Origin of the sequence: Paenibacillus periandrae, assembly GCF_022458865.1 — a bacterium.
GTDB classification, from domain to species: Bacteria; Bacillota; Bacilli; order Paenibacillales; family NBRC-103111; genus Paenibacillus_S; species Paenibacillus_S periandrae.
The window spans coordinates 61,963-84,751 of record NZ_JAJNMU010000018.1 but is presented as its reverse complement, the minus strand read 5'-3'; the positions used below and the strand labels follow the sequence as shown (position 1 = coordinate 84,751).

Annotated in this window: 20 protein-coding genes and 1 other RNA gene; 14 read left to right on the top strand and 7 right to left on the bottom strand. The window is 44.6% G+C overall.

Annotated features, from left to right (window positions below; all coding sequences use genetic code 11):
• Positions 1-204: 204 nt before the first annotated feature.
• The 3 genes from cshA to ssrS all read left to right on the top strand — a co-directional run bounded on the left by cshA (position 205) and on the right by ssrS (position 3,081).
• Positions 205-1,830: a degradosome RNA helicase CshA gene (gene cshA, locus LRL21_RS27890; protein WP_240419047.1), complete on the top strand. Its 1,626-nt coding sequence runs from the start codon at positions 205-207 to the stop codon at positions 1,828-1,830.
• 126 nt (positions 1,831-1,956) lie between these two features.
• The gene (locus tag LRL21_RS27885; RefSeq protein ID WP_240419046.1) at positions 1,957-2,823 is read left to right on the top strand and encodes a YesL family protein; all 867 of its coding nucleotides are present in this window, start codon (positions 1,957-1,959) and stop codon (positions 2,821-2,823) included.
• 77 nt (positions 2,824-2,900) lie between these two features.
• Positions 2,901-3,081: non-coding RNA, 6S RNA (gene ssrS / locus LRL21_RS27880), on the top strand.
• 98 nt (positions 3,082-3,179) lie between these two features.
• On the opposite strand, the gene xylB is transcribed toward ssrS, so the two are convergent.
• A complete protein-coding gene (gene xylB, locus LRL21_RS27875; protein WP_240419045.1) occupies positions 3,180-4,712 on the bottom strand; it encodes a xylulokinase in 1,533 nt (510 codons plus the stop codon).
• Positions 4,713-4,979: 267 nt separating this feature from the next.
• Here xylB and LRL21_RS27870 point away from each other — a divergent pair, with 267 nt between their 5' ends.
• Positions 4,980-5,369, top strand: a complete 390-nt coding sequence (locus tag LRL21_RS27870) for a DUF1499 domain-containing protein (protein ID WP_240419044.1) — start codon at positions 4,980-4,982, stop codon at positions 5,367-5,369.
• A gap of 132 nt (positions 5,370-5,501) precedes the next feature.
• On the opposite strand, the gene tpx is transcribed toward LRL21_RS27870, so the two are convergent.
• Positions 5,502-6,020 (bottom strand): thiol peroxidase, encoded by a 519-nt coding sequence (tpx, locus tag LRL21_RS27865; RefSeq protein ID WP_240419043.1) that lies wholly within the window; start codon positions 6,018-6,020, stop codon positions 5,502-5,504.
• A gap of 105 nt (positions 6,021-6,125) precedes the next feature.
• On the opposite strand from tpx, the gene gltC reads away from it, so the two are divergent.
• Positions 6,126-7,016, top strand: a complete 891-nt coding sequence (gene gltC, locus LRL21_RS27860; protein WP_240419042.1) for a glutamate biosynthesis transcriptional regulator GltC — start codon at positions 6,126-6,128, stop codon at positions 7,014-7,016.
• Positions 7,017-7,063: 47 nt separating this feature from the next.
• Here gltC and LRL21_RS27855 read toward each other — a convergent pair whose 3' ends face one another.
• Together LRL21_RS27855 and LRL21_RS27850 are read right to left on the bottom strand one after the other, a co-directional pair.
• The gene (locus tag LRL21_RS27855; protein WP_240419041.1) at positions 7,064-7,747 is read right to left on the bottom strand and encodes a zinc metallopeptidase; all 684 of its coding nucleotides are present in this window, start codon (positions 7,745-7,747) and stop codon (positions 7,064-7,066) included.
• Positions 7,748-7,768: 21 nt separating this feature from the next.
• Positions 7,769-8,200 (bottom strand): MerR family transcriptional regulator, encoded by a 432-nt coding sequence (locus LRL21_RS27850; protein WP_240419173.1) that lies wholly within the window; start codon positions 8,198-8,200, stop codon positions 7,769-7,771.
• Positions 8,201-8,638: 438 nt separating this feature from the next.
• Between LRL21_RS27850 and LRL21_RS27845 the strand changes: the two genes are divergently transcribed.
• The 3 genes from LRL21_RS27845 to LRL21_RS27835 all read left to right on the top strand — a co-directional run bounded on the left by LRL21_RS27845 (position 8,639) and on the right by LRL21_RS27835 (position 11,906).
• On the top strand, positions 8,639-10,027 hold the full coding sequence (locus LRL21_RS27845; protein ID WP_240419040.1) for an ammonium transporter: 1,389 nt from the start codon (positions 8,639-8,641) through the stop codon (positions 10,025-10,027).
• A 76-nt stretch (positions 10,028-10,103) separates the two neighbouring features.
• Positions 10,104-11,159, top strand: a complete 1,056-nt coding sequence (locus tag LRL21_RS27840) for a DUF294 nucleotidyltransferase-like domain-containing protein (protein ID WP_240419039.1) — start codon at positions 10,104-10,106, stop codon at positions 11,157-11,159.
• A 12-nt stretch (positions 11,160-11,171) separates the two neighbouring features.
• On the top strand, positions 11,172-11,906 hold the full coding sequence (locus tag LRL21_RS27835) for an exonuclease domain-containing protein (protein ID WP_240419038.1): 735 nt from the start codon (positions 11,172-11,174) through the stop codon (positions 11,904-11,906).
• Between the two features lie 63 nt (positions 11,907-11,969).
• On the opposite strand, the gene LRL21_RS27830 is transcribed toward LRL21_RS27835, so the two are convergent.
• Together LRL21_RS27830 and LRL21_RS27825 are read right to left on the bottom strand one after the other, a co-directional pair.
• Positions 11,970-12,410, bottom strand: coding sequence for a M67 family metallopeptidase (locus tag LRL21_RS27830; RefSeq protein WP_240419037.1), 441 nt, complete (start codon positions 12,408-12,410; stop codon positions 11,970-11,972).
• Between the two features lie 70 nt (positions 12,411-12,480).
• Positions 12,481-13,746 carry an MFS transporter gene (locus tag LRL21_RS27825; RefSeq protein ID WP_240419036.1) on the bottom strand — a complete coding sequence of 422 codons (1,266 nt, stop codon included), beginning with the start codon at positions 13,744-13,746 and terminating at the stop codon, positions 12,481-12,483.
• 121 nt (positions 13,747-13,867) lie between these two features.
• Between LRL21_RS27825 and LRL21_RS27820 the strand changes: the two genes are divergently transcribed.
• On the top strand, positions 13,868-14,422 hold the full coding sequence (locus LRL21_RS27820; protein WP_240419035.1) for a TlpA family protein disulfide reductase: 555 nt from the start codon (positions 13,868-13,870) through the stop codon (positions 14,420-14,422).
• A gap of 53 nt (positions 14,423-14,475) precedes the next feature.
• Here the strand turns inward: LRL21_RS27820 and cimA are convergent, their stop codons facing one another.
• Positions 14,476-16,095 (bottom strand): citramalate synthase, encoded by a 1,620-nt coding sequence (gene cimA, locus LRL21_RS27815; protein WP_240419034.1) that lies wholly within the window; start codon positions 16,093-16,095, stop codon positions 14,476-14,478.
• A 288-nt stretch (positions 16,096-16,383) separates the two neighbouring features.
• Between cimA and LRL21_RS27810 the strand changes: the two genes are divergently transcribed.
• From LRL21_RS27810 to LRL21_RS27790, 5 genes are all read left to right on the top strand, one after another.
• Positions 16,384-17,679, top strand: coding sequence for a DNA polymerase IV (locus LRL21_RS27810; RefSeq protein ID WP_240419033.1), 1,296 nt, complete (start codon positions 16,384-16,386; stop codon positions 17,677-17,679).
• 2 nt (positions 17,680-17,681) lie between these two features.
• Entirely contained in the window at positions 17,682-18,176 is a 495-nt protein-coding gene (mobB, locus tag LRL21_RS27805) for a molybdopterin-guanine dinucleotide biosynthesis protein B (protein WP_240419032.1), read from the top strand.
• A gap of 84 nt (positions 18,177-18,260) precedes the next feature.
• Positions 18,261-18,494 (top strand): ferredoxin, encoded by a 234-nt coding sequence (locus tag LRL21_RS27800; RefSeq protein ID WP_240419031.1) that lies wholly within the window; start codon positions 18,261-18,263, stop codon positions 18,492-18,494.
• 179 nt (positions 18,495-18,673) lie between these two features.
• The gene (locus LRL21_RS27795) at positions 18,674-20,506 is read left to right on the top strand and encodes a CHASE2 domain-containing protein (RefSeq protein WP_240419030.1); all 1,833 of its coding nucleotides are present in this window, start codon (positions 18,674-18,676) and stop codon (positions 20,504-20,506) included.
• Positions 20,507-20,635: 129 nt separating this feature from the next.
• Positions 20,636-22,774, top strand: coding sequence for a FecR family protein (locus LRL21_RS27790; RefSeq protein WP_240419029.1), 2,139 nt, complete (start codon positions 20,636-20,638; stop codon positions 22,772-22,774).
• The last annotated feature ends 15 nt before the right edge of the window (positions 22,775-22,789 follow it).

Here is a 22,789-nt window from a genome sequence, read left to right as displayed (position 1 = left end):
AACGTACTGTTATTATTCAAAGTCATCTGAAATTTCTGGAATATTTTTAGAGTTTATGGTACAATACTAAAGATATTCTTAAGTACGGCCTTGCGTATGTAATTACGAATGCTTCGGACGCATTTTATAGATACAAAAAAGGATATAGGAGTCGCACTTAAGGGTATATACAAACACAACACCCTAAAAGGAGAATGAAAACATTTGAAAAATTTTAGTGAATTCGGCTTGGACCCAACGGTATTGCGTGCCATTACAGAGATGGGCTTTGAGGAATCGACACCGATTCAGGAAAAAGCTATGCCTATCGCAATGGAAAATCGCGATTTAATTGGCCAAGCGCAAACCGGAACAGGGAAAACGGCAGCATTCGGTATTCCATTAGTAAACAAAATCGACGTTAAAGAAGACAGAATCGTCGCTTTGATTATGTGCCCGACTCGTGAACTGGCCATACAGGTTGCAGAAGAAATCGAAAAGCTTGGCAGATTCAAGGGCATTCGCTCTTTGCCTATCTATGGCGGTCAAGATATTGTGAAGCAAATTCGTGCTTTGAAAAAAAGACCGCAAATTATTATCGGTACACCAGGACGGTTGCTTGATCATATCAACAGAAAAACAATCAAGCTTGATGATGTACAAACAGTTATCCTTGACGAAGCAGATGAAATGCTGGACATGGGTTTCATGGAGGACATTCAGTCCATCCTGAAGCTGGTACCAACGGAACGTCAAACGATGCTGTTCTCGGCAACAATGCCAACCAATATCCAAAGATTGGCGCAACAATTTTTGCGTAATCCAGAGCATGTATCTGTAATTCCTAAGCAAATGAGCGCACCTTTGATCGATCAATCGTATATTGAATTGCAGGAAAGACAAAAATTCGATACCTTGTGTCGTTTGATTGACATGGACTCACCAGAACTGGCTATTATATTTGGACGTACAAAACGCCGGGTTGATGAATTGGCTGAAGGTTTGCAAAAACGCGGCTATACAGCAGAAGGCCTGCACGGTGACTTGTCACAAAATCAGCGCGATAACGTAATGCGTAAATTCCGTGACGGAAGTATTGATGTATTGGTAGCTACCGACGTTGCAGCCCGTGGTCTGGACGTTTCCGGTGTTACTCATGTAATCAACTTCGATTTGCCGCAAGATCCTGAAAGCTATGTTCACCGTATTGGTCGTACAGGTCGTGCAGGTAAAGAAGGGGCAGCTTACACCTTCGTTACACCAAGAGAAATCGATCACCTGAATTTTATCGAAAAGCTGACTCGTCAAAAAATCGCCAAGAAGCCAATGCCAAGTATTGCTGAAGCTATCGAAGGCAAGCAAAAAATGACAGCTGAGCGTATTTTGGATCTGTTGGAAAAAGACGATCATAATGAATATAAAGGCTTGGCCATTCAATTGCTGGAGCAGCATGATTCCGTTCACCTGTTGGCTGCAGCACTGAAATTGTTAACTGGCGACAAGAAAGAAGTCAATATTGAATTGACTCCTGAAGAGCCATTACGTGCCAAAAAGAGAAGACAAGATGTACGCAGCTCCGGACGCAGACCGACTGGCAGCTACGGTACAGCCGCAGGCGCTCGCAGCGGTGGCAGTGGCAGACCTTATGATCGTTCTTCTGGTTCCAGTAGTGGCGGTTCGAGATCTCCACGCAGTGGCAGCAGCGGCGGTGGAAGCCGTGATTACTCCTCACGCGAAGGTCGCGACAACCGCGGCAGCAGCAATCGCAATGAAGGCCGTGATTATGGTCGTGATCGTGGTTTTAACCGTACCACTTCCGCTCGTCCCAATGAAGATCTTGTGAAAAACTAATGCTCTCGAGGTGAAGCTTGCGTTTCAAGCTTCACCTTTTGTTTTGCTACCTTCCAATGCTAAAATAAGCTATAATAAACGATATACGAATTTTTAGTTACGCATATGAACGAGGAGGGCGTTGTTTTGGAATTTAGAGGTATCATGGGAGGGTTTTACCGTATATCGGAATGGATTATGCGGTTATCTGTTATTAACGTTTTATGGGTAATATGTGCACTTCCCTTTTTTCTGTTAGGGCTGCTTTTATTACAAACGGAATCGTTGGATCAATTGTTATCGACTTTGATTCTGATTGCCATTGTATCGCCGTTTACTTTGTTTCCGTCTACTTCTGCGATGTTTGCTGTTGCTCGAAAATGGTTGACAGGCGAAGAGGATGCACCTTTATTAAAAACCTTTTTCAGAGGCTACAAAGAGAATTTCGTACAGAGCATGATTGGCGGCATTGTGTATGCTTTAATCGCTGTCATCCTGTACACGAACTTTAAGTTTTATGGAAATCAAACAGGAACCTTTGGTGTATTAAAGTTCTTAGTGTTGACGCTTACAGCTTTAATTGGAGTTTCGTTCTTCCATTTCTTTTCGATCATTAGCCATTTACACATGAAATTTTTTCAAATCCTGAAAAATGCGATATTGATCTCAATCGGCCATCCGGTTCGTTCGTTGTCGATGATCATTTGTAACGGATTTGTGCTGTATATCAGCTTTACACAATTTACATTTTTAATCCCATTCTTTATGGGAAGTCTGATCGCGGTTATTTCATTTTGGCACTTTAATCTCATATTTGGCAAGCTGCAAACCAAGCAGCAGGCGATGGAGGAGAAAGCTGCTGAGGAGGCCGAGGAGGCTGCTCGTAAAGCGAACGCTGAGTCGGGTGTTGATTCATTGGGAGCATCAGAAAATGATCAGGATGGCCGGGTATTGCCGACGATAGATCTGCACAAAAAAGACTCGGAAGAAGAAAACAAAACGGATAAACCATAACTACCCTGACCTGGATATCATCTATGGGGCACTGAGGTTTACAAACATGCCTCAAAATCATATAATAAGGGTACAAAAAAATCCTGCGATGTTCGTTACGGTTTTAAGTTGTTTTGAACCAATGACTGTTTCTTGGGAGACCTACATCAAACCATGGCTGACATGCCCTCGAAAAGGGACCTCAAAAGTGGTTTTGCGGACACCCACCTGCGAGAGCGGGTTTGAAGCGCTAAACCGGACGGCATTTGCGGGTTTTTTTGTTTTCCTCGGAAATACACATCACTATATACATAAAGAAGCAGCCGCTAATAGCACTGCTTCTTTTTTTCATCTTAACAGAAGATCCTGCGTTAAGCTTATGAGGAAACGAGGTCGTTGAGTTGATGCATCGTGTTTCGTAATGTGGGATACAATGTCTGATAAACCTCGTAATATTTCTCGTATTGAGCCTGTCGCTGTGGATTTGGATCAACTCGTTCTACAGTCTCGATCCATTGCTCGCAGAGGTCGCTAATCTCCTGCTGAAGCACGCCTGAGGCTGCCATGACGGCAGCACCGTATGCAGGGCCGTCTGTTGAATTGACTGTGATTACCGGATATCCAAATATATCGGCAATCATCTGTCTCCAAAATAAACTGCGCGCACCGCCGCCGCTTACACGCAGCTCCTTGATCTCAATGCCTGAGGCTTTGATAAGCTCCATAGAATCTCTCAGACCAAATGTAATGCCTTCTAGCACAGCTCTTGTTAAGTGAGCCTTGCCATGACGAAGGTTAAGGCCTATGAAGCCTCCACGGGCTTTAGGATCGGGATGTGGTGTGCGCTCTCCGGTCAAATATGGCATGAAGAGCAGCCCTTCGCTGCCCAGAGGAGCACTTTCTGCAAGCGCTGTTAAAAACTCATAAACATCGCGTCCTTCAGCCTCTGCCTGCTGAAGCTCTTCAAATGCAAAATGGTTTTTCCACCATTGAAATGAACCTCCGGCAGCAAGCATGACACCCATCCGGTGCCATTTACCTGGAACCCCATGGCAAAAGGAGTGAAGCCTGCATGCGGGATCCATCTGATAGCTGTCATCATGAACGAACACCACACCCGAAGTGCCAAGAGCTACGGAAGCTATTCCTTCGCGTACAACGCCAACACCTACCGCACCGCATGCTTGGTCGCCACCGCCGGCAACGACGGGTGTACCGGTCTTGAGGCCTGTTAGCTCGGCAATTTCAGGGAGCAGATAGCCTGCGACTTCGTTGCTTTCGAATAAGGGGGGGAGCCACTCCATGGGAATATCGAGACGGTTGACAACTTCCTCAGACCACTTGCGATCGGCGACATCCAGCAATAAAGTGCCGCTGGCATCGGCAACGTCCATACCAAGAGCTCCTGTCAGCTGTAAACGTACATAGTCTTTTGGCAGCAGTAAGTGTTGGGTTTGGCGATAGTGCTCAGGCTCATGATTCCGAAGCCAAATCACCTTGGGTGCTGTGAAGCCCGTAAGTGCCTTGTTGCCTGTTAATCGGCCTAGCTCTGCCTGACCTCCTACAGCCTGCTCAATGTAGTCGCATTCTGCGGCTGTACGCTGGTCGCACCATAATAAAGCAGGACGTACGACCTGCAGCTTGGCATCAAGGAATACAGAACCATGCATTTGACCTGATAATCCGATGCCTGCAACCTCGTCGCCAGCCACCGAAGCTTTGGATAGCAAGGCTGCGACACCTGCTACTGTACCTTTCCACCAATCCTCGGGGTGCTGCTCGGCCCAGCCCGGTTCTGGCTGCAGAAGTGGATATTCCTCGCTATGGCTTGCTTTGACCTTTCCCTGATCGTCAACCAAAATACATTTAACTGCTGATGTGCCTAAATCAATACCTAAAAAATAACTCAATGGGTTTCACCTCGAATTGTGATATGAAAACTTTGTTTATTTAATAAACAAATGATTCTCCTACATATATTCGCAATGAATTGATGAATTCCTGCTCCGTATGCCATACAAATCGTGTAACTGTCATAAAATTGTAAAGAATTTTAATGTGAATCACATAGTTTGTCTAAAGTGTGAAATAATACTTTCTCAACCGAACAAACAATGGTATGATTAAAGATAGTGTTTACAGATTATATTTTGCACTTCTCATGAGGGGGGAAAGCTTTGTTAAAGCGAACCTTAATCGGCCTAATTCGCAGTCACGATGGGACAGGAGAGAAAGCCAAGGATCCGGCATTAAAGACCCGGTACTATAAGCTTTCTATGGATCAAGTATGGGATGAAGTTACCAATATGTTTAAGAAAATGAATGGGTACAAGCTTCTCCATGAGGTAAGAAATGTAGGGGAAATCGTTGTAGAGAAAAAGACAGTTACAGGCCGTACGCAAGATATTACATTAACCTTATTCGGGATAAACCCACTAAAAACAGCTATCGATATCTATTCGGCTTCTCGGGGTTCGCTCGGAGACCTTGGATCCAATTACCGCACTATACTGGAAATATACAAGCAGCTGGACAAGAGGCTTGCCGCTTACAAAGATGATAATTGAAAGAAATGTGCAGGTTGGTTTGAGAGGTATGTAAGGTTATTTAATGAAGGATCTACATAAAAACAGCGGGGGAAGCATGGCTTCTCCCGCTGTTTTTATGTCATGGAAAGCTATACTTTCCACCAGATTGAATTATACGAGCTTTTTGACAGCTTCGATAGCATTTTCGTAATTTGGATGTTCTGTCATTTCGCCTAAGTATTCAACATATTGTACATTATCATTAGCATCAAGAACGAAGATAGATCTCATCAGCAAATGAATTTCCTTGATCAATACGCCGTAAGCTGTTCCGAAGGAATGATTTTTGTAATCGGAAAGTGTAATAACTTTATCAATACCAGCTGCTCCACACCAACGGGCTTGAGCAAAAGGAAGGTCAACGCTAATAGTAAGTACGACTACATTATCACCCAATTTAGCTGCTTCTTCATTGAATCGGCGAGTTTGAGCGTCACAAACGCCTGTGTCAAGAGAAGGGACCACGCTGATCAGCTTGACTTTGCCTGCATAGTCAGCCAGTGTTGCTTGCTCCAACAAATTTTTGTTAACAGTGAAATCTGGAGCTTTGTCGCCTACCTTAACTTCATTGCCAACTAAGGTTATCGGATTGCCTTTCAGGGTTGCTACACCTGTACGCTCTTGTGCCATGTTAATTGGGCCTCCTTATTATCTTATGAGAATGATTGGTATTTCACCAAGTTTTATTATAAACTTTTTAAAAGGAATTTGTCCAATCGAAGGGAGATCAATCGTGTGGAGTTAAGGCAGCTTCAATATTTTGTGAAAGTGGCAAGAAAACAGCATGTAACCAATGCCGCAGAAGAGCTTCACGTTGCACAATCAGCGATTAGCCGACAAATTCATCAGCTTGAAGAAGAATTGGGAGTCCCGTTGTTTGTACGCAAAGGACGCAATTTGCAGCTCACTTCGGTAGGCAAGCTGTTTCTGGAACGGATCGAAGTGGTCTTGGCTGATATGGAGCGTGCGGTCAGTGAGGTTAGGGAATTTCTTGACCCTGAAGCGGGGGAGATTCGTATTGGCTTCCCGCATAGCCTTGGAATCTATTTGCTGCCGACGGTAGTTGCGAGCTTTCGTCAATTGCATCCCAATGTGAAATTCAGGCTGCGACAGGGTACGTATAACAGTCTCATTCGCGATGTGATGAAGGGGGAGATTGATTTATCTTTTATTTCACCTTTTCCTGAAAAGCATCTTTATGTATGCGGCAGACTGCTTTTGCAGGAGGAATTGTATGCAATATTGCCGCAAGGACATAAATTGGCAGACAATGAGACGATCAGGCTTGAGCAGCTTAGGGAAGAATCGTTTGTTATGTTCAGCGATGAGTATTCACTCCGAAATATTGTATTGGAAGCCTGTGCGAAGGCAGGTTTTGTCCCAAGGATCGGTTTTGAAGGGGAAGAGACGGATACGATTCGCGGATTGGTAGCTGCTGGCGTTGGAGTAAGTCTGCTGCCGGAGATGGCCTTAACTGAAATTAGCCAGCTGCAGCCGGCCAAAGTAAGGGTTATTGAGCCGCTGGTTACTCGTAGTGTTGGGTTAATTCAAAGAACCGGGGACAAGCTGCCGATTGTTGCTGAAATGTTTCAGCATTTTTTATTTGATCATTTTCAAGAAAATTGAAAAAGCTGGCCTTCCTGCTCGATAGAGCGTCGGAGGACCAGCTTTTTTTAATCCCTGCGGTTGTTGAAAATCATGATGTACTTGAGAAGCTGGAGCAGGGATATCAGTGCAGCGGCTACATAGGTAAGTGCAGCAGCGTTTAAGACCTTGGCAACACCCTTTTTCTCATCATTTCGAATAAAGCCTTGGGAAATCATGAGCTCTTTGGCGCGATTGCTTGCGTTGAACTCAACCGGTAGCGTAACGAGCTGAAAGGCGACTGCCGCGGAAAAGAAAATGATGCCAATACCGAGCAGAAAATTAAATTGCTGAAAAAATAGCCCTGCCATGATCAGAAACGGAGCAATTCCGGAGGCGAAATTAACTGCCGGAAACATAAAGTGCCGGAATGAAAGCATGGGATAGCTCAGCTTATGCTGAATGGCATGACCGACCTCGTGACAAGCGACGGATATGGCTGAAATGGACGTTTCGTAATATACCGGCTCGGATAGACGCACAACACGATGGCTGGGATCGTAATGATCGGTAAGACTGCCTTCTACAGGTTCGACAGGTACATCATACAGTCCGTTGGCATCCAGCATACGACGGGCTGCTTCGGCTCCTGTGAGCCCTGAAGATGCATGAACCCGCGTCCATTTATTGAAGGTTCCTTTGACTCGAAATTGGGCCCATAAGGAAAGGATAAAAGCGACGATGATCAAATAATCCAAAGGGTGGAAAAACATGCTGTCAGACCTCCAGTGTCTTTAAGATAGGGGACTTTTACCCAGAAGCAAGAGCAAGGCTTCGATGCAGGCCACTGTGTGAGGAGTGAGCACCTTGTTCATTTTTTTCATCTGCGCAGGTTTCATCTTATCTATAATAGGACGAATTTCTTGAACCTCCCGCTGCAGCTGCTGAAGATGAACTTGGATAGAAGTTAGCTTATCCGTTACAAGCTCATTGTGAGTCACCTTGGTCCACGATAATAAGCTTGCCTTGATTTCTTCCAGAGTATATTTGTCCTTTTTCATAATTTCAATACGTTTAAGACGCATTAACGTTTCATCGCTGTATAAGCGATAGTTGGTATCGGATCGCGTTTCCGGATCGATCAACCCGATTTTGGTGTAATAGTCGATTGTTCTGGGGCTGACTTCAGATAAGCGTGCCAGCTCTCCGATTCTATACAATTTCATATCCCCATTCACATCACCCCTAATGAAATTCAATAACGGCAAGCCCCTCTATAATAAGTAGGACTTACATTAAAGTATGTAATCGTGTCGTTCTTTAGTATTTATGATACCTGAAAGCAAACCATACAGTCAAACGTTATGCTATTTTGAAAAAAGAATGAGAGACTGCGTAACATACCTGACATCAATTGGATTAATTAAATGCAAAATATCCATTAAAAAAATGGTCCTGTGTCATGTATAAGGCTGATTTCCCTTGGAAATTGCTATCATATTACTAGAAAAACCGAATTATGCTTAATTCATGTCAGGTTATTTTTCGTTTTTAACTATTTATTCAATAAAATCCTATTGTCAAATCCAAAAAAGCTGGTTATAATGGCAATAAGAGTTTCAGAACATGTTATATAAACTAACATTAAAAAGGAAGTGTCGACCATGTTAAAGAAGTTACTTTTCTCCACTGGCGCCATGTCGCTGCTAGTACCCACCCTTGCTTTTGCTGCAGATGATAAAACACCTGTGCAACTAGCCGCTGCGATTGACTCCGTTTGGGTCATGTTAGGAGCCATATTGGTTATCTTCATGCAAGCAGGTTTTGCATTGCTGGAAGCTGGCTCGACACGTATGAAAAATGCTGGCCACGTTGCCGGTAAAACGATTTTAACCTTCGGTCTTTGTGCCATCGCGTTCTGGGCGGTAGGGTTCGGCTTGGCTTTCGGAGATGGTAATGCCTTTGTAGGAACTGGCGGGTTCTTCCTGGATGGAACGGCTGAGCAAACAGCGGCTTCAATCAGTGTGTTTGCAGGATCACCGATTCCAATCAGTATCCTGTTCTTGTTCCAATTAGCTTTTGCCGGAGTATCACTTGCCATTGCTTGGGGTGGCTTTGCAGAGCGTGGTAAGCTTCCTGTTTACTTCATCTTCGGTATTTTGTTCACTGTGCTGATTTATCCTGTGGTTGCTCACTGGGTATGGGGCGGCGGCTGGCTTGGTGCGTTGGGTATGCAGGACTTTGCAGGCTCGACAGTTGTTCACTTACAAGGCGCAACAGCGGCATTAGTAGCCACTATCCTGCTTAAACCACGGATTGGCAAGTATAATAAAGATAAAACGCCTAATCTGATTCCCGGACATAACCAAGTATTATCGGTTCTCGGTGTTATTATTCTCTGGATCGGCTGGTTTGGATTTAACGCTGGCTCTACGCTAAGTGCAACTGGCGACGGCTTCTTCGGTTATGTAGCCTTAACTACGAACCTTGCAGCAGCAGCTGGTGCGGTTGCAGCGATGGTGGTATCATGGATGTACTTTGGTAAAGCGGACATTCCAAGCATGTTGAACGGTGTACTTGCAGCGCTTGTAGCGATCACGGCAGCTTGCGCATTCGTAACTCCTCGTGATGCTATCATCATCGGTGCGATTTCCGGTATTATTACCTTCTTTACGGCTCAATGGTTTGAGAAGATGGGTGTTGACGATCCAATCTATGCTTTCTCGGTTCATGGTATTGCCGGGATTTGGGGAACGTTGTCCACAGGCATTTTTGCAACACCGCAATTGGCGGAATCAGTTGGTGTAGGTGGAGCTGGATTGTTGTACGGCGGTGGATTCCATCAATTAGGTATTCAAGCTCTCGGCGTGTTCGGTGCTTTCTTGTTCGTGCTCGTACTTTCCTTCATCATTCTTGGTATATTGAAAGCAACTATCGGCTTGCGTGTTACTGAAGAAGAAGAAATTATCGGTCTGGATCTTTCCGAGCATGGAACTTATGGCTATCCGGAGCAAATGAAAAAAGCAGTTCAAGCAGGTACGACATCCGCATAAAGCTTGAATATGTGAGTCACTTAATTAAATAACTTGTGGATTGAAGGAGACGCGCATGAAACCTCTCTCATTGGATATGATTCGTATGGAAATCGAGAAAGCTGACAATGTGGAGCAGCTTCGACATTTACGGGATCAGCTGCATGAGGAATTCGAGCAACGTCTCCTTCTTTCTCATTCTCTGGATTGGAACCGTGAATTGAATCAGGTCCATGACTGGTTGATCCATCAAACGATTGAGCTTGCACAAGCCGTTGTTCATGCTGAGCATGGCGCATCTCCAGAGCCTTATGCCTTCGTGCTTTTCGGTAGTGGGGGCCGACGTGAGCAGACGTTGTGGAGTGATCAGGATAATGGTTTGATCTATGCAGAGCCTGCAGACGAAGCGGCCTCAAAGCGGGCGGATTTATATTTTAAAATATTGACGCAGCGCATTAGCAGCATGCTGATTGAGTTGGGATATCCTCCATGCTCGGGTGATGTGATTTGTACAAATAATAGATGGAGAAATACGTACAGCGGTTATCGCTCGATGCTTCATGAATGGCTGCAGGACCCGCATTGGGAAAATGTTCGGTACTTGCTTATTTTGGCGGACATGCGTTTTATTTATGGAGACGAAGGGTTGGTTAAGGATCTCATGGATGAGTTGTTCGCTTATATCGACAAGCATCCTGTTATGCTCGAACATATGCTGCACAACACGCTTCATCATAAGATTTCACTTGGCTTGTTCGGACAATTAATTAAAGAGAGATATGGAGAAGATGCAGGGGGCGTGGATATCAAATACGGCGCTTATATCCCTATTGTTAACGGAATCCGTTTATTAGCTATACAAGCTGATGTGAAATCATCTTCAACTGAGCAAAGAATTGAAAAGCTGCGGGAGCTTGGGCATGTAGAAGAGGAAATAGCCTACGATTGGCTTGAGGCTTTATCGATTGCTTTGAAGCTGCGCTCATTAACACCGTATCAAATTGAGGAAAATCAATATACATCCAGAGGCAAGCTGACGGCGGACGGACTGACCAAACAGCGGATTAATGAATTAAAGCTGTGCTTGCGAATTGGCAATGATTTGCAAAAATATGTAAAAAAGATGATATCCAAAGAGTTGGATAAAGGTTAGGTGAACCTCGTTATGAAGGATATGAGACCTGCAGGCAGAATGTGGCATTTATATAAAATGGGGGGGATAACACCGGCCCTTACTTCAATGTTTGATGTCCAGAGTGCTCAGCAGATGGCATTCATGCGGTCAATGATGAAGGAACAGAGGAAAAACTCTCTTTATGATATTCCGCTGGATACGGTGGAATTAGTCGTGTTTGATCTGGAAACGACTGGTTTTTCACCTTATAACGGCGATGAGATTATTTCTGTAGGTGCTGTGGCCGTCAATGGTGACGCCATTATGGAGGATCAGAGTTTTTATAGTCTTGTCAATCCGAAGCGGTTGATTCCCGAACAGGTGATCGAGCTGACTGGAATTACGAACGAAATGGTTGATCAGGCGCCTGATTTGTATCAGGGACTACGAGCTTTTTTGGAATTTGTACAGCAGAAGGTGCTGGTAGCTCATGGAACGGGCCATGATAAGCATTTTTTAAACTCGGCATTATGGAAAACCTCAAAGGTAAGTCTGTCACACCGGATGATTGATACGATGATGATCGGCAAGTGGTTGAATCCGAGGCTGGGCAAATATGATTTGGATACGTTGCTGCAATATTATGGTATTGATATATCGCTGCGTCACCATGCTTTAGAGGATGCTTTAATGACCGCTAAGCTGTGGAGCAGCTATATGAATGAGATCAGGTCCAGAGACATCCATTCGCTGGGTGATTTATATACGCATCTTGGCAGCCATTGAACATCTTCCACGGGTCTTGTGCAGACCGGATGGGAGGTGTTTTATTGCATTGAACGCAGTCAGTTAATCATCACCTATTAACATGATCGGGATAGGGTGATATTGAGCCTGTACTAGGCTATGATTATTGTACGTGTACCGGTAAGCTACAATTTCGATCACAGGCTGCTGCAGTGATACGATCCAATGAGACGGGATATCATACCATATTGTTGACAGATCCTCCGAAGAGGGAGTAGCCGCGGCGGATGGATGAGAATGAAGAATCCCCACAATAGTGAAGGTATTATTTGATATAACGGGGATCATATCCGAAGGGTGCATCGAAAATTGGTTCTCTGGCTTTGTAGAAGCATTCGCAACAGGAACAAAAGAGGTAACACGGATCTGGGTTAAGTGCACAGATCCCAACAGAAAGCCGCATGCTTCCTTCGGCTTATTTGCCATGCAATGACTTATGATCGTCTCTTGGACGGATTTTGTTAATTGAATCAATGTATACATGAGAGTCAACATCCTTAGGCAGTGACGTATGACTCTCAGTATAACGGAATGGATGAAGGTTGGAAACCGGCTAGCTGATGGTGCCTTCCGGCTTAACAAGGAAAAAGACAAAACCCAAAGCTATTAGGCATAGCGAGGTCACAGAAATAAAAATAATTCGGTGTGAAATGTCCATCATCCAGCTGAACAAAGGCGGTCCCATAGCGACCCCGAGAAAACGCAAGCTGCTATAGATCGATGTAATCATCCCGCGCTGCTCCCGCTCGACAGAGCCGGTAATCATGGTGTTCAGACAAGGCAGCAAAAGGCCGGTACCAATGCTGCTGAGAGTTAGCAAGCCGATGAGGAGCGGTAAGTTTTTATCGTGCAGCAGAATGCAAGCACCCAGCGAGAGAGTCATCAAGGAAAGTCCGATATTCATCAGCCAGCGCATAAGGGTTCCGTTTTTCTTGATCAACGCTCCTGTGGTGTAGGAAGTAATTACAAGGCCCAACAAAGGAATGGCTAGCACAAACCCTTTTTTGACTCCATCGATCAGATAGGGTGGTTTCTCGAGCAAGTCCGATAAATAAAAAAGCACGCCAAACAAGACGAACAAGGCAAGTGATCCTGCAAAAAATGACGTGATGAGCCAACGCCCCTTTTCGTGTAAAATAGCGCCAATGCTTTTCAAATAAGGCTTGAGCTTCGTGGGCTGCTTTTCTTTGGAAGGTTCCTTCAAGAAAAAAATAACAGCCAGCAAGGACAGCAAGCAAAATACCGGAAAAGCAAAAAAAGCTGCATACCAAACAATAAGTGCTAACAGTGAGCCAAGAATTGGGCTAACGACCTTACCAAATCCATTGGAAGCTTCGGTTAAGCCAAGCACCTTGCTTTCTGTGGCTCCTTTGAATAAATCCCCTGCCAAGGCCATGGCAATGGGAGCTGTCCCTGCTGCTCCTAGCCCCTGAATCGCTCTTGCTATAATGAGAATGCTGTAAGAGTTCCAGACGGCTCCCAAGCCTGCCAGGACACCAGCGGCGCCGTATATAATCAAGGATGGGATCATAATCGCTTTTCTGGAGAACCGATCCGATAAATACCCCGAGATCGGGATGATGAGTCCAGCCGTTACCGAAAATAAGGAAATCACAAGACTGCTTTGAAATTGGCTCACACCAAGCTTTTCCTGTAAATCAGGTAAAATAGGAACGAGCATGGAGTTGCCAAGTACGAGCACTATAGGAACACTTGCAATGGCTGTGAACTCGCGGCCGTGTCCCTGAGAGCTTTGGGAGTCAGGTGTTTTGCTGTTTTCGAAGGATATGCCGAGCTTTCTTTTTTTAGTTTGTTCCATCCGTCAATCTCCCTTATAAGGTTTGATACCACTAAAGTACCCCATTACTTATAAAGTCATTCTTTTCGCGGTTTTGGGCCATAATAACGGCATAAACTGATTTCGGAAAGGGTGTAGGGTAGTGAAGCTAACAACAATAGCGGTGATGCTTGCTCTGATGCTAATGGGGGAAATGGTGAGTTTGGACAAGCTGAATACCCATAAATCTGTTGCAGCAGGAAGGTTCGGTCCGGTCGCAGCACGTAATCAGCCGGCTCCTGAATTTGATTTACAAGGCTTGGACGGTAAGAGTTATCATGTAGGAGGGGCAAGGGACAAGCCGCTTATAATCAATTTCTGGGCTTCATGGTGTGGTCCTTGTCATGAAGAGGCACCAGATCTAAATCGTATGTATGAAGCCTATAAGGATGAATTGGATATTTATGCGGTTAATGTGACGAAGGGAGATCGTTTACAGGATGTACAAGGTTTTGTGAAGCAATACGGGCTGACTTTTCCAGTGCTGTTGGATTCGAAGGGGCTTACAGCAGAACAATATCGGCTGCAGGTAGTTCCTACGAGCTTTCTGATCAATAAAGAGGGTGTCCTGGTGGACGTCATTCATGTGCTGCCAGCAAAATCGCTTGAAGCCAAAATCAGGCTGCTGCTCAATAAAGAACCAAAACCGCCATTGTGATGGATACATCACCGTGGCGGTTTTTGAATACAAATGATATGAGTGGCTGCAGCTTAATGATTAACGAGCCCCAAACGTTCTTTCTGTTCCTCTGGCTGTACTTGAGTTCTCGGTTTGCCGATTAAAGCGTAACGAATGCTGTCGGTTAACGCCTGCCAGCTGGCTTCGATAATATTGGCAGAAACTCCGATCGTGCTCCAGGTGTTGTCAAAGTCAGAAGATTCTATCAGGACACGCACTTTGCCCGCTGTATTATCCTTTTCATCCAGAACGCGTACCTTATAGTCGCTGAGATGAATGTTCTCCAGAGCAGGATAATATTGCAGCAAGCATTTGCGCAGTGCATTATCCAGAGCGTTCACAGGACCATTGCCCTCTGCGGCATTATATACAGACTCGCCATTGACCTTCAGCTTCACGATAGCTTCCGTAACAACCGGTTGGTTGATCGTCTTCACAACCATGATCTTGAACGATTCAAGCACAAATACTTCCTCGGAATTTCCGTAGGCATCACGAATCAGAAGCTCCAGAGAAGCATCGGCACCTTCGAATTGGTAGCCTTGATGCTCCATTTCCTTGATTTGCTCAATAAGCTGACGGGACTCCTGATTGCTGCTGTTAAAGTCGATGCCAAGCTCCTGTGCCTTGAACACAAGATTGCTCTGACCCGCCAATTCGGATACAAGTACACGCTGTTTGTTTCCGACAAGCTCAGGTGTAATGTGCTCATAGGTGCTCGCGTTGCGCATAATCGCAGAAACATGAATGCCGCCTTTATGGGCAAACGCTGCAGATCCGATATAAGCTTGATTAACAGGCAAATGCATATTGGCAATTTCACTGACATACTTGGCTACGCTTGTCAGGCTTTCAAGCTGTGAAGAGCTGATACAGGAATAGTTCAGCTTTAACTGCAGATTGGGAATGATCGAGCACAAATTGGCGTTGCCGCAGCGCTCACCAAAGCCGTTGATCGTCCCTTGCACTTGCGTTGCGCCTGCCATCACAGCAGCCAGGCTGTTGGCTACGCCAACCTCACAATCATTGTGGGCATGAATCCCGATCGGGATTGAAAGAGCCTTCCTGACCTCTGTTACAATTTCCGTGACTTCATGGGGCAGTGAACCACCGTTGGTATCGCATAGTACAATCCAGTCAGCTCCGGCTTTCTCAGCTTGTTTGATTGTTTGAAGCGCGTATTCGGTATTATTTTTATAACCATCAAAAAAGTGCTCGGCGTCATAGATGACTTCAAGACCTTTACTTTTTAAGTAGTGAACGGAATCGTAAATCATCGCAAGATTTTCTTCAAGTGTTGTTTGAATGGCATGATGAACATGAAAGTCCCACGATTTTCCGAAAATTGTCGCAACAGGAACACCGACCTCGAGAATACGGTTCAGATTCACATCATCTTCGGGAAGAATGCCTTTCCGACGTGTGCTTCCAAACGCGGTAATTTTCGCATTTTTTAATTCAAGCTCATGCACGCGCATAAAAAACTCAATATCCTTGTTGTTACTGCCAGGCCATCCACCTTCTATATAGTGAACACCGAGCGAGTCCAGTTTACGGGCGATTTTCATCTTGTCCTCGACCGATAAGCTGATCCCTTCACCTTGGGTGCCATCTCTTAACGTAGTATCAAAAATTTTCACGAAATTAGCCATAATTAGTCCTCCTGATCCTGTAACGCTTTCACGAAATATAATGTAGTATTATACCACAACAAATATCGATAAGGTATTCTTTTCACAAAATAGACGGTTTGAACAGTTGACCTCATACTCTCGTAAAGGTATGCTTGTGAGTGAAATCCTTTTATTTATTTAAAATGTAAGGCTAACTCGTGGGGGTGCATGACTGATGTCTACGCAAGCAACCAGAGCTATCACATTTAATTATATTCAAGGCTCGTCCCTCATAGAATTTAAATTGTTGAACCATTTGTACCGAATATGAATAAGGCGAATCATGAAGCTTATCCGGTTAATGGCAGAGTCATTTTGCATATCGATATGAATGCTTTTTACTGCTCCGTGCACGAAGCGGTAGCCCCTGAGCTTTATCGTAACAAGCCCACTGCGGTTGCCGGGAGCGTAGAGCTTCGGAAAGGTATTGTTGTAACCTGCTCCTATACGGCTCGGGCCAAAGGCGTCAAGACTGGCATGCAGGTGGGGCAAGCGCTGAAGCAATGTCCAGATCTCATTCTTATTCGTCCTGACTTTGATCTGTACCGTGAATTTTCACAAAGGTTTATGAAAATTGCATATGACTATTCTCCTCTGATTGAGGCGATGTCCATTGATGAATGCTATATCGATATTACGGGGTCCAAGCAATTTGGGACACCTATTGATATTGCAGAACAGCTGCAGTCCCGTATACGCCGGGAATTATTGCTGCCTTGTTCAATCGGTATAGCACCCAATAAGCTGCTGGCCAAGATGGCCTCGGATATGAAGAAGCCGAATGGTATCACGATTTTGCGTAAAAGGGATGTGTCAAAGGTATTATGGGACAAGCCCTGCAATCAGCTTTACGGAATTGGGAGTAAAACTGCGGACAAGCTCAGGCTGTTGAATATTCAGACATTAGGCCAGCTCGCAAAGGCTGATGAACACTTGCTGTCGGAGCATTTTGGCATCATGGGAGCTGTATTGAAGAACGCTGCCAATGGGGAGGACGCTTCTGTTGTTCATTCGGAGCGAGAGCAGAGCAAATCCATAGGACATACAACGACTTTGCCGACTAATTTTACGGACCGAACGGCAATATTTAGAGTGTTTCTTAATTTGGCTGATCAGGTGGGCCGTCGAATGCGCAGGCAGCAGCTTCTGGCTCAAACCATATCAATTACGATTCGTGATCCGGATATGCGAACCATTACAAGGGCTGCTACGTTGTCAACTCCTACGGAAATCCGTGAAGACATTTACAGGACAGCATGTAAGCTGTTTGATGAGCATTGGCATCCAGGAAAGCCCATTCGCTTGCTGGGTATCACTCTGCAAAACCTGTTGGACAAAAAGGAAGCCGCAATTCAATTGGATTTGTTCGATTATCAGAAGCAGCCGATGAAGGATAAGCTGGTCCAAACCCTGGACGCCCTACGTGACAAATTTGGCGAAAATGCGGTTTTAACCGCTGGCATGCTGGGTGACGACCCATCCGCTTTGATTCGGAATCACAAGCTGAGAGGTACTTCTTTGCAGATGGACCATCTAAAGCAGCGGCGCTTTGAGGAGGAATAGGCATGGCGGCTGTGATTGGCTTCGCTGGTTTCTCCAACAGCGGCAAAACAAGGCTGATTTCCCGACTCGTCAGCTACTTTACAAGCATAAGCATTCGTTGTGCAGTAGTAAAACATGATGCTCATGGACATTATACAGAGGCGTCTGGAACCGACTCCGCCCAATTTGTAGAGGCAGGTGCAGCAGCGACGGTGATTATTTCCCCCAATTCCTCTGTTATAATGCATAGAGAGTCCTTCTCGCTGGAGATGATGCTGACAAGGCTGCAAGCAGAAGGATTTGAGCTCATACTAATAGAAGGGTTCAAAAAGGGGAATCATGAACAAGTCGCACTGTTTCGCAATAAGGAGCAGGCAGATATTCTCTCTGAATTGAATCATTTGCCTATTGCCGTTGTCGCTCCTGAGGATCTTAAAGCATATAGTGTTGCAGGAGTTCCTTTTTTTGAGCCCGATGATGTTGCTTCTATAGCAGGTTGGATTCGTAGACGTATGTAAGGTTAATTTACTTTTTTAATTGAACTTTTGCTTGTTTTATATTATATTCTAGGATGAGCTTACAATTTAGGAGGGAAACTAACAATGGCAAAATATACTTGGGTAGAAAAAGACACCTGTATCGCCTGTGGCGCTTGTGGCGCTACGGCACCAGACATTTATGATTATGATGATGAAGGATTGGCCGAAGTTATTTTTGACAACGATGGAAATAGAGGCGTAACCGAAATTCCGGACGATTTATACGATGATTTGCAGGATGCTCAGGATGGCTGCCCTACAGATTCAATCAAGGTTGCAGATTCTCCATTTAACTAAGTAATAGTGTTCAAGAGAGATTTTTGAACATCTAATAGCAATTTTTACCAAAAGCCTTTTTCTACAGGGATTTATGCCTTGGGAGAAAGGTCTTTTTTTTGTGAAATGTTGCGAAATTTATGTGTTTAGGGAAAAAAGTATGGTAATATTAGAGCGAATCTTTGGGTAGGGGGCTAAAAATGAAAAAAGGTGTCAGCAAATCTGCCGTCATAGTTATAGGTAATGCACTTGTTGTAGGTATTTGTCTGATTTTTCTCGTATTTGGACTATGGAAGGTATTATCCGATCAAGTATTCGACATCAATATGAAACAATCGATGTCCGGAGCACCGCATGAGGATATTCTTGTCATCGGGATCGATACAACCTCGATTAAAGAAGTCGGTCCGTATCCGTGGGACCGTAAAGTGTATGCACAGTTGATCAGTCAGCTGGAAGCGGCTGGCGCCAAAGCAATCGGCTTTGATATTGAGCTTTATACGGAGAGCAATTTCCCGGAAAGCGATAAGCTGCTTGCAGATGAGCTGACCAAACACAAAAACATTATTTTTCCTTCACACGCCGATTTGGAAGGTGACTTTGACCGATCGAGCAAGGTGAAGGAGGGCGAGCTCATTATGGCCCGCAAAACCGACCAACCAATTCCAATGATTCAAAAATCAGTAAACAAGGCACACATCAACGCGGCCTTTGATACGGACGGAGTTATCCGTACAAACTGGCTGCAAATCAATACACCTGATGGCGTTTTTCCGACGCTCGGTCTGGCATTGGCACAGGTGGCTGGAGTTGATGTAACGAAATATTTGAACCTTCCTGTGCTTCAAAATCGCCCCAAGTCGGAAATGCTGATCAAATGGGAAGGCAAGGAATTTGATTTTGAAACCATTTCATTCGCCAAGGTGCTTAAGGGGGAAATCCCTCCACAAGTGTTCAAGGATCGCATTATTCTGGTTGGTTACACGGCACCCGGATCGGATGAAGGTATCACACCTATTGAACGCCACATGCATCTGGTTTATGCCCATGCGAACATCCTGAATCAAATATTGAATCAGAAGGTTATTGTCCCTGTCAGTGGTGCAATTACGTTAGCGATGTCCGCTTTGATGATCCTGTTGTTCGGTTTCCTCACATGGAGGCTTAAACCGATTACAAGCATCGTATTGGTTTTTGGCGTATCCCTGGGTCTTTTGGCACTGCAATATATAACCTTTACATACAACGACCAATACCTCGACACAATTGGGGCTGTTTTAAGCGGACTCATTTCCTATATTGGCAATATCGCGATGAAAACCTATTTTGAGACAAAGCAAAAAAATTACATCACCAAGCAATTTGGACGTTATATTTCGCCTGATCTAGTTAAAGAAATTGCTAATAGCGACTCGGAAATTCAGCTTGGCGGAATTAAGCGGGAATTGTCCTTGCTATTTCTGGATGTCAGCGGGTTTACTCCACTATCAGAGAAGCTTAAGCCCGAAGAGGTCGTCGACTTCCTCAATATGATGTTTAACCTGATTACTGAGGTTACCCTTCAGAACCGTGGAACTATTGACAAGTTTATCGGTGATGCTGCAATGATCCTGTACAATGCACCGTTGGATGTGCCCGATCATGCTTACTATGCAGTCAAAACCGGCTTTGAAATACAGGAGGGAATGGAGCAGATTCGCAGAGACGTTGAAGCTAAGTACGGTGTTACCTTGAGTATTCGGATCGGGATTAATACTGGAGATGTCGTTGTCGGCAATATTGGTTCTTATCTTCGTGTGGACTATACGGCCATTGGAGACAATGTCAATACAGCCGCGAGAATTGAATCCAATGCGCGTCCGAACAAGGTTTGGGTTTCTGAATCTACCTACGATTTAACCAAGGATTATTTTGAATATGAGTTTGCTGGGGAGAAGCTGATGAAAGGGAAAAGCGCTCCACTCAAGCTGTTTGAAGTAGTCCGAATAACAGGGGCTCCTGTAGAGGGGAAAAAGCAGGTCAAGGTCTCATAATGTGTCAAATTTTGCATTGCCATTTGAAGTCTCTCAAATTACAATTGGTAGAGAGAGTCTGATTGTTCAGAAATATTTCAGATAGAAAACGAGAGGAGATTCATTGTGGGATATTGGAACAGGATAAGGATGGGTGGCAGCAAATCATTTTTGTCTTTATTTGTAGCATTTAGCATGATATTTTCCTTGCTGTCTGTCGTAATCTCCGAGCCCATCCAGGCCAAGAGTACTCGGACCGCTATCATTGTTAAGGTCAAAGGTAATGTAACCGTTAAAAAATCAGGAGGCTCAAAGTCCTATACAGCCTACGGAGACATGACTTTGAATCAGGGAGATGTTATTTTTACGGGAGCAAGCTCTTCGGCTGTTGTAAGAATAGCTGACCATGATGATGAAATCACAATTGGAGACAATGCCGAGGTGAGTGTCACTGACTTGGCTAGCGAGGGCAACGGCAAGCAGTCCAAGGTATCTTCATGGGCGGGTTCGATGTGGGTTAAGGTTAAATCATTGGTTGGCGCAGAGGATGAGTTCGAAGTTGAGACTCCTACGGCAACAATGGGGGTCAAAGGTACGCAATTTTACACAGGCGTTAATCCAGTAACAGGTGAGACTTTTGTCGTGGTTGGAGCGGGAGCTGTTCTGACGACAACAACTACTTATCAGCTGCCGGATACCAGCAATCCGCAGAATACCAATACCACGTTGCTATTGCCTACACAGCAAATCAATTTAACAGGTCGTGACGAAATAACAGATGTGGCTGCCAAGACAGAGATTATTGATATTTTTCAATTGGTAGAAAGATCCTCTCCTGAAATATTGGAAGCTATCATCAAGAACAAAGCGGAAATCGATAAAGAAAACGCGGAGTTTATTGAAAAGAAAAAAGCAGAAATTGCTGAAAAAAATAAAGCGGACACAGGTAATTCCGCATTGACGATCAACGATATAGAGACCTTGAACAAGATCAGTAAAAATCTGGATAACATTATAGGCAATATTGTTAAGGCTGCGTTAGAGCAAAAGAAAATCGATCCGGATAAAATGAATCAGATTGTGGCTGAAGCTAATGCCAAGATTAATGATATTGACAAAAAGATCGATTTGAATAAAGTTGAACCTCTTGATCGCACAGCAGGCTTGGATCTGGAAAAAGAAAAACAAAAGCAGGCCGAATTAGATAAGCTGAAAGCAGAAAAAGAGCGTAAGCTTGCTGAACAGAAAAAGCTTGAACAGGAGAAGCTTGAAAAATATAAAGCGATCCTGGACGCGATAGCCAAAGAAAAACAGCGTTTGCAAGAAGTTAACAAAAAAGCGGAAGAAGAGGCTGCGAAGCTTGCGGAAGCAGAATACCTCAAGCAATTATCTGCTGCTGAGAGGGCAGTGTACGAACAGAACAAAGCTAACAATACGTCGACGCCTACAAACACCACAACCACAACAAACCCTACAACAACGACTCCTGGAACAAGTGGTGGATCTAGCGGAGGCAGCTCCAGTTTACCTTTCCCATTGGCTCCTGTGCTAATAAGTCCAACGCAGGTTACATCTACCAACAATGGCATAGTTCAGTTGAAACTTAGAGCTGATTTCACAACAAATATTAATATTTTAAACGGTACGACTGTGCTTTCCAGTGCACTTGGACAAGGAGATTCTGATGTAGTGTTTAACATTCCTTTGCCAATAGGGGTATACAACCTGACTGCTCAGACCGAGAGGTACGGTAGATTTAGCCCAGTAGTACCGATTCCACAAATTACAGTCGGCAGCAGTCCTGTTAGTTCTGCTAATATCACGCTTTCCCAGGCAGGTGGACCGAGTGGAAGCATCGTCAATCTTAACCTGAATTTAAATGACTTTGTGGATGCCAGCCAATTTTATGCGGTGGAAGCGCATCTGGTTTATAACAATTCCTTGAGCTATACGGGTACATCTGCTTTGGCTGACGTGCCTGGCACCGTTTTCGATGGACCGAATATGGCTGAAACGTTAACACAGCATGCAGGTTCCACACAAAACGAACTTATTTATGCAGCTTCACAATTCGAAACGACTGCAACGACTGGAACCATCAATAATCTTTCTGTAAGCGGCCAGAAGCTTCTAGTAACGATTCCGTTAACCGTCAGCATCGCTGCTCCCAATACGGCAGTGGTAGATCTGGTTTATGTGAAAATTGTTAATAAAACTGGAGCTACGGTGTACGAATTGGGATCAAGCTTGCCAAACGCGCCCAAATCAATAAGTGTTACTACAAGGTAAGGAATGATCCGGGAA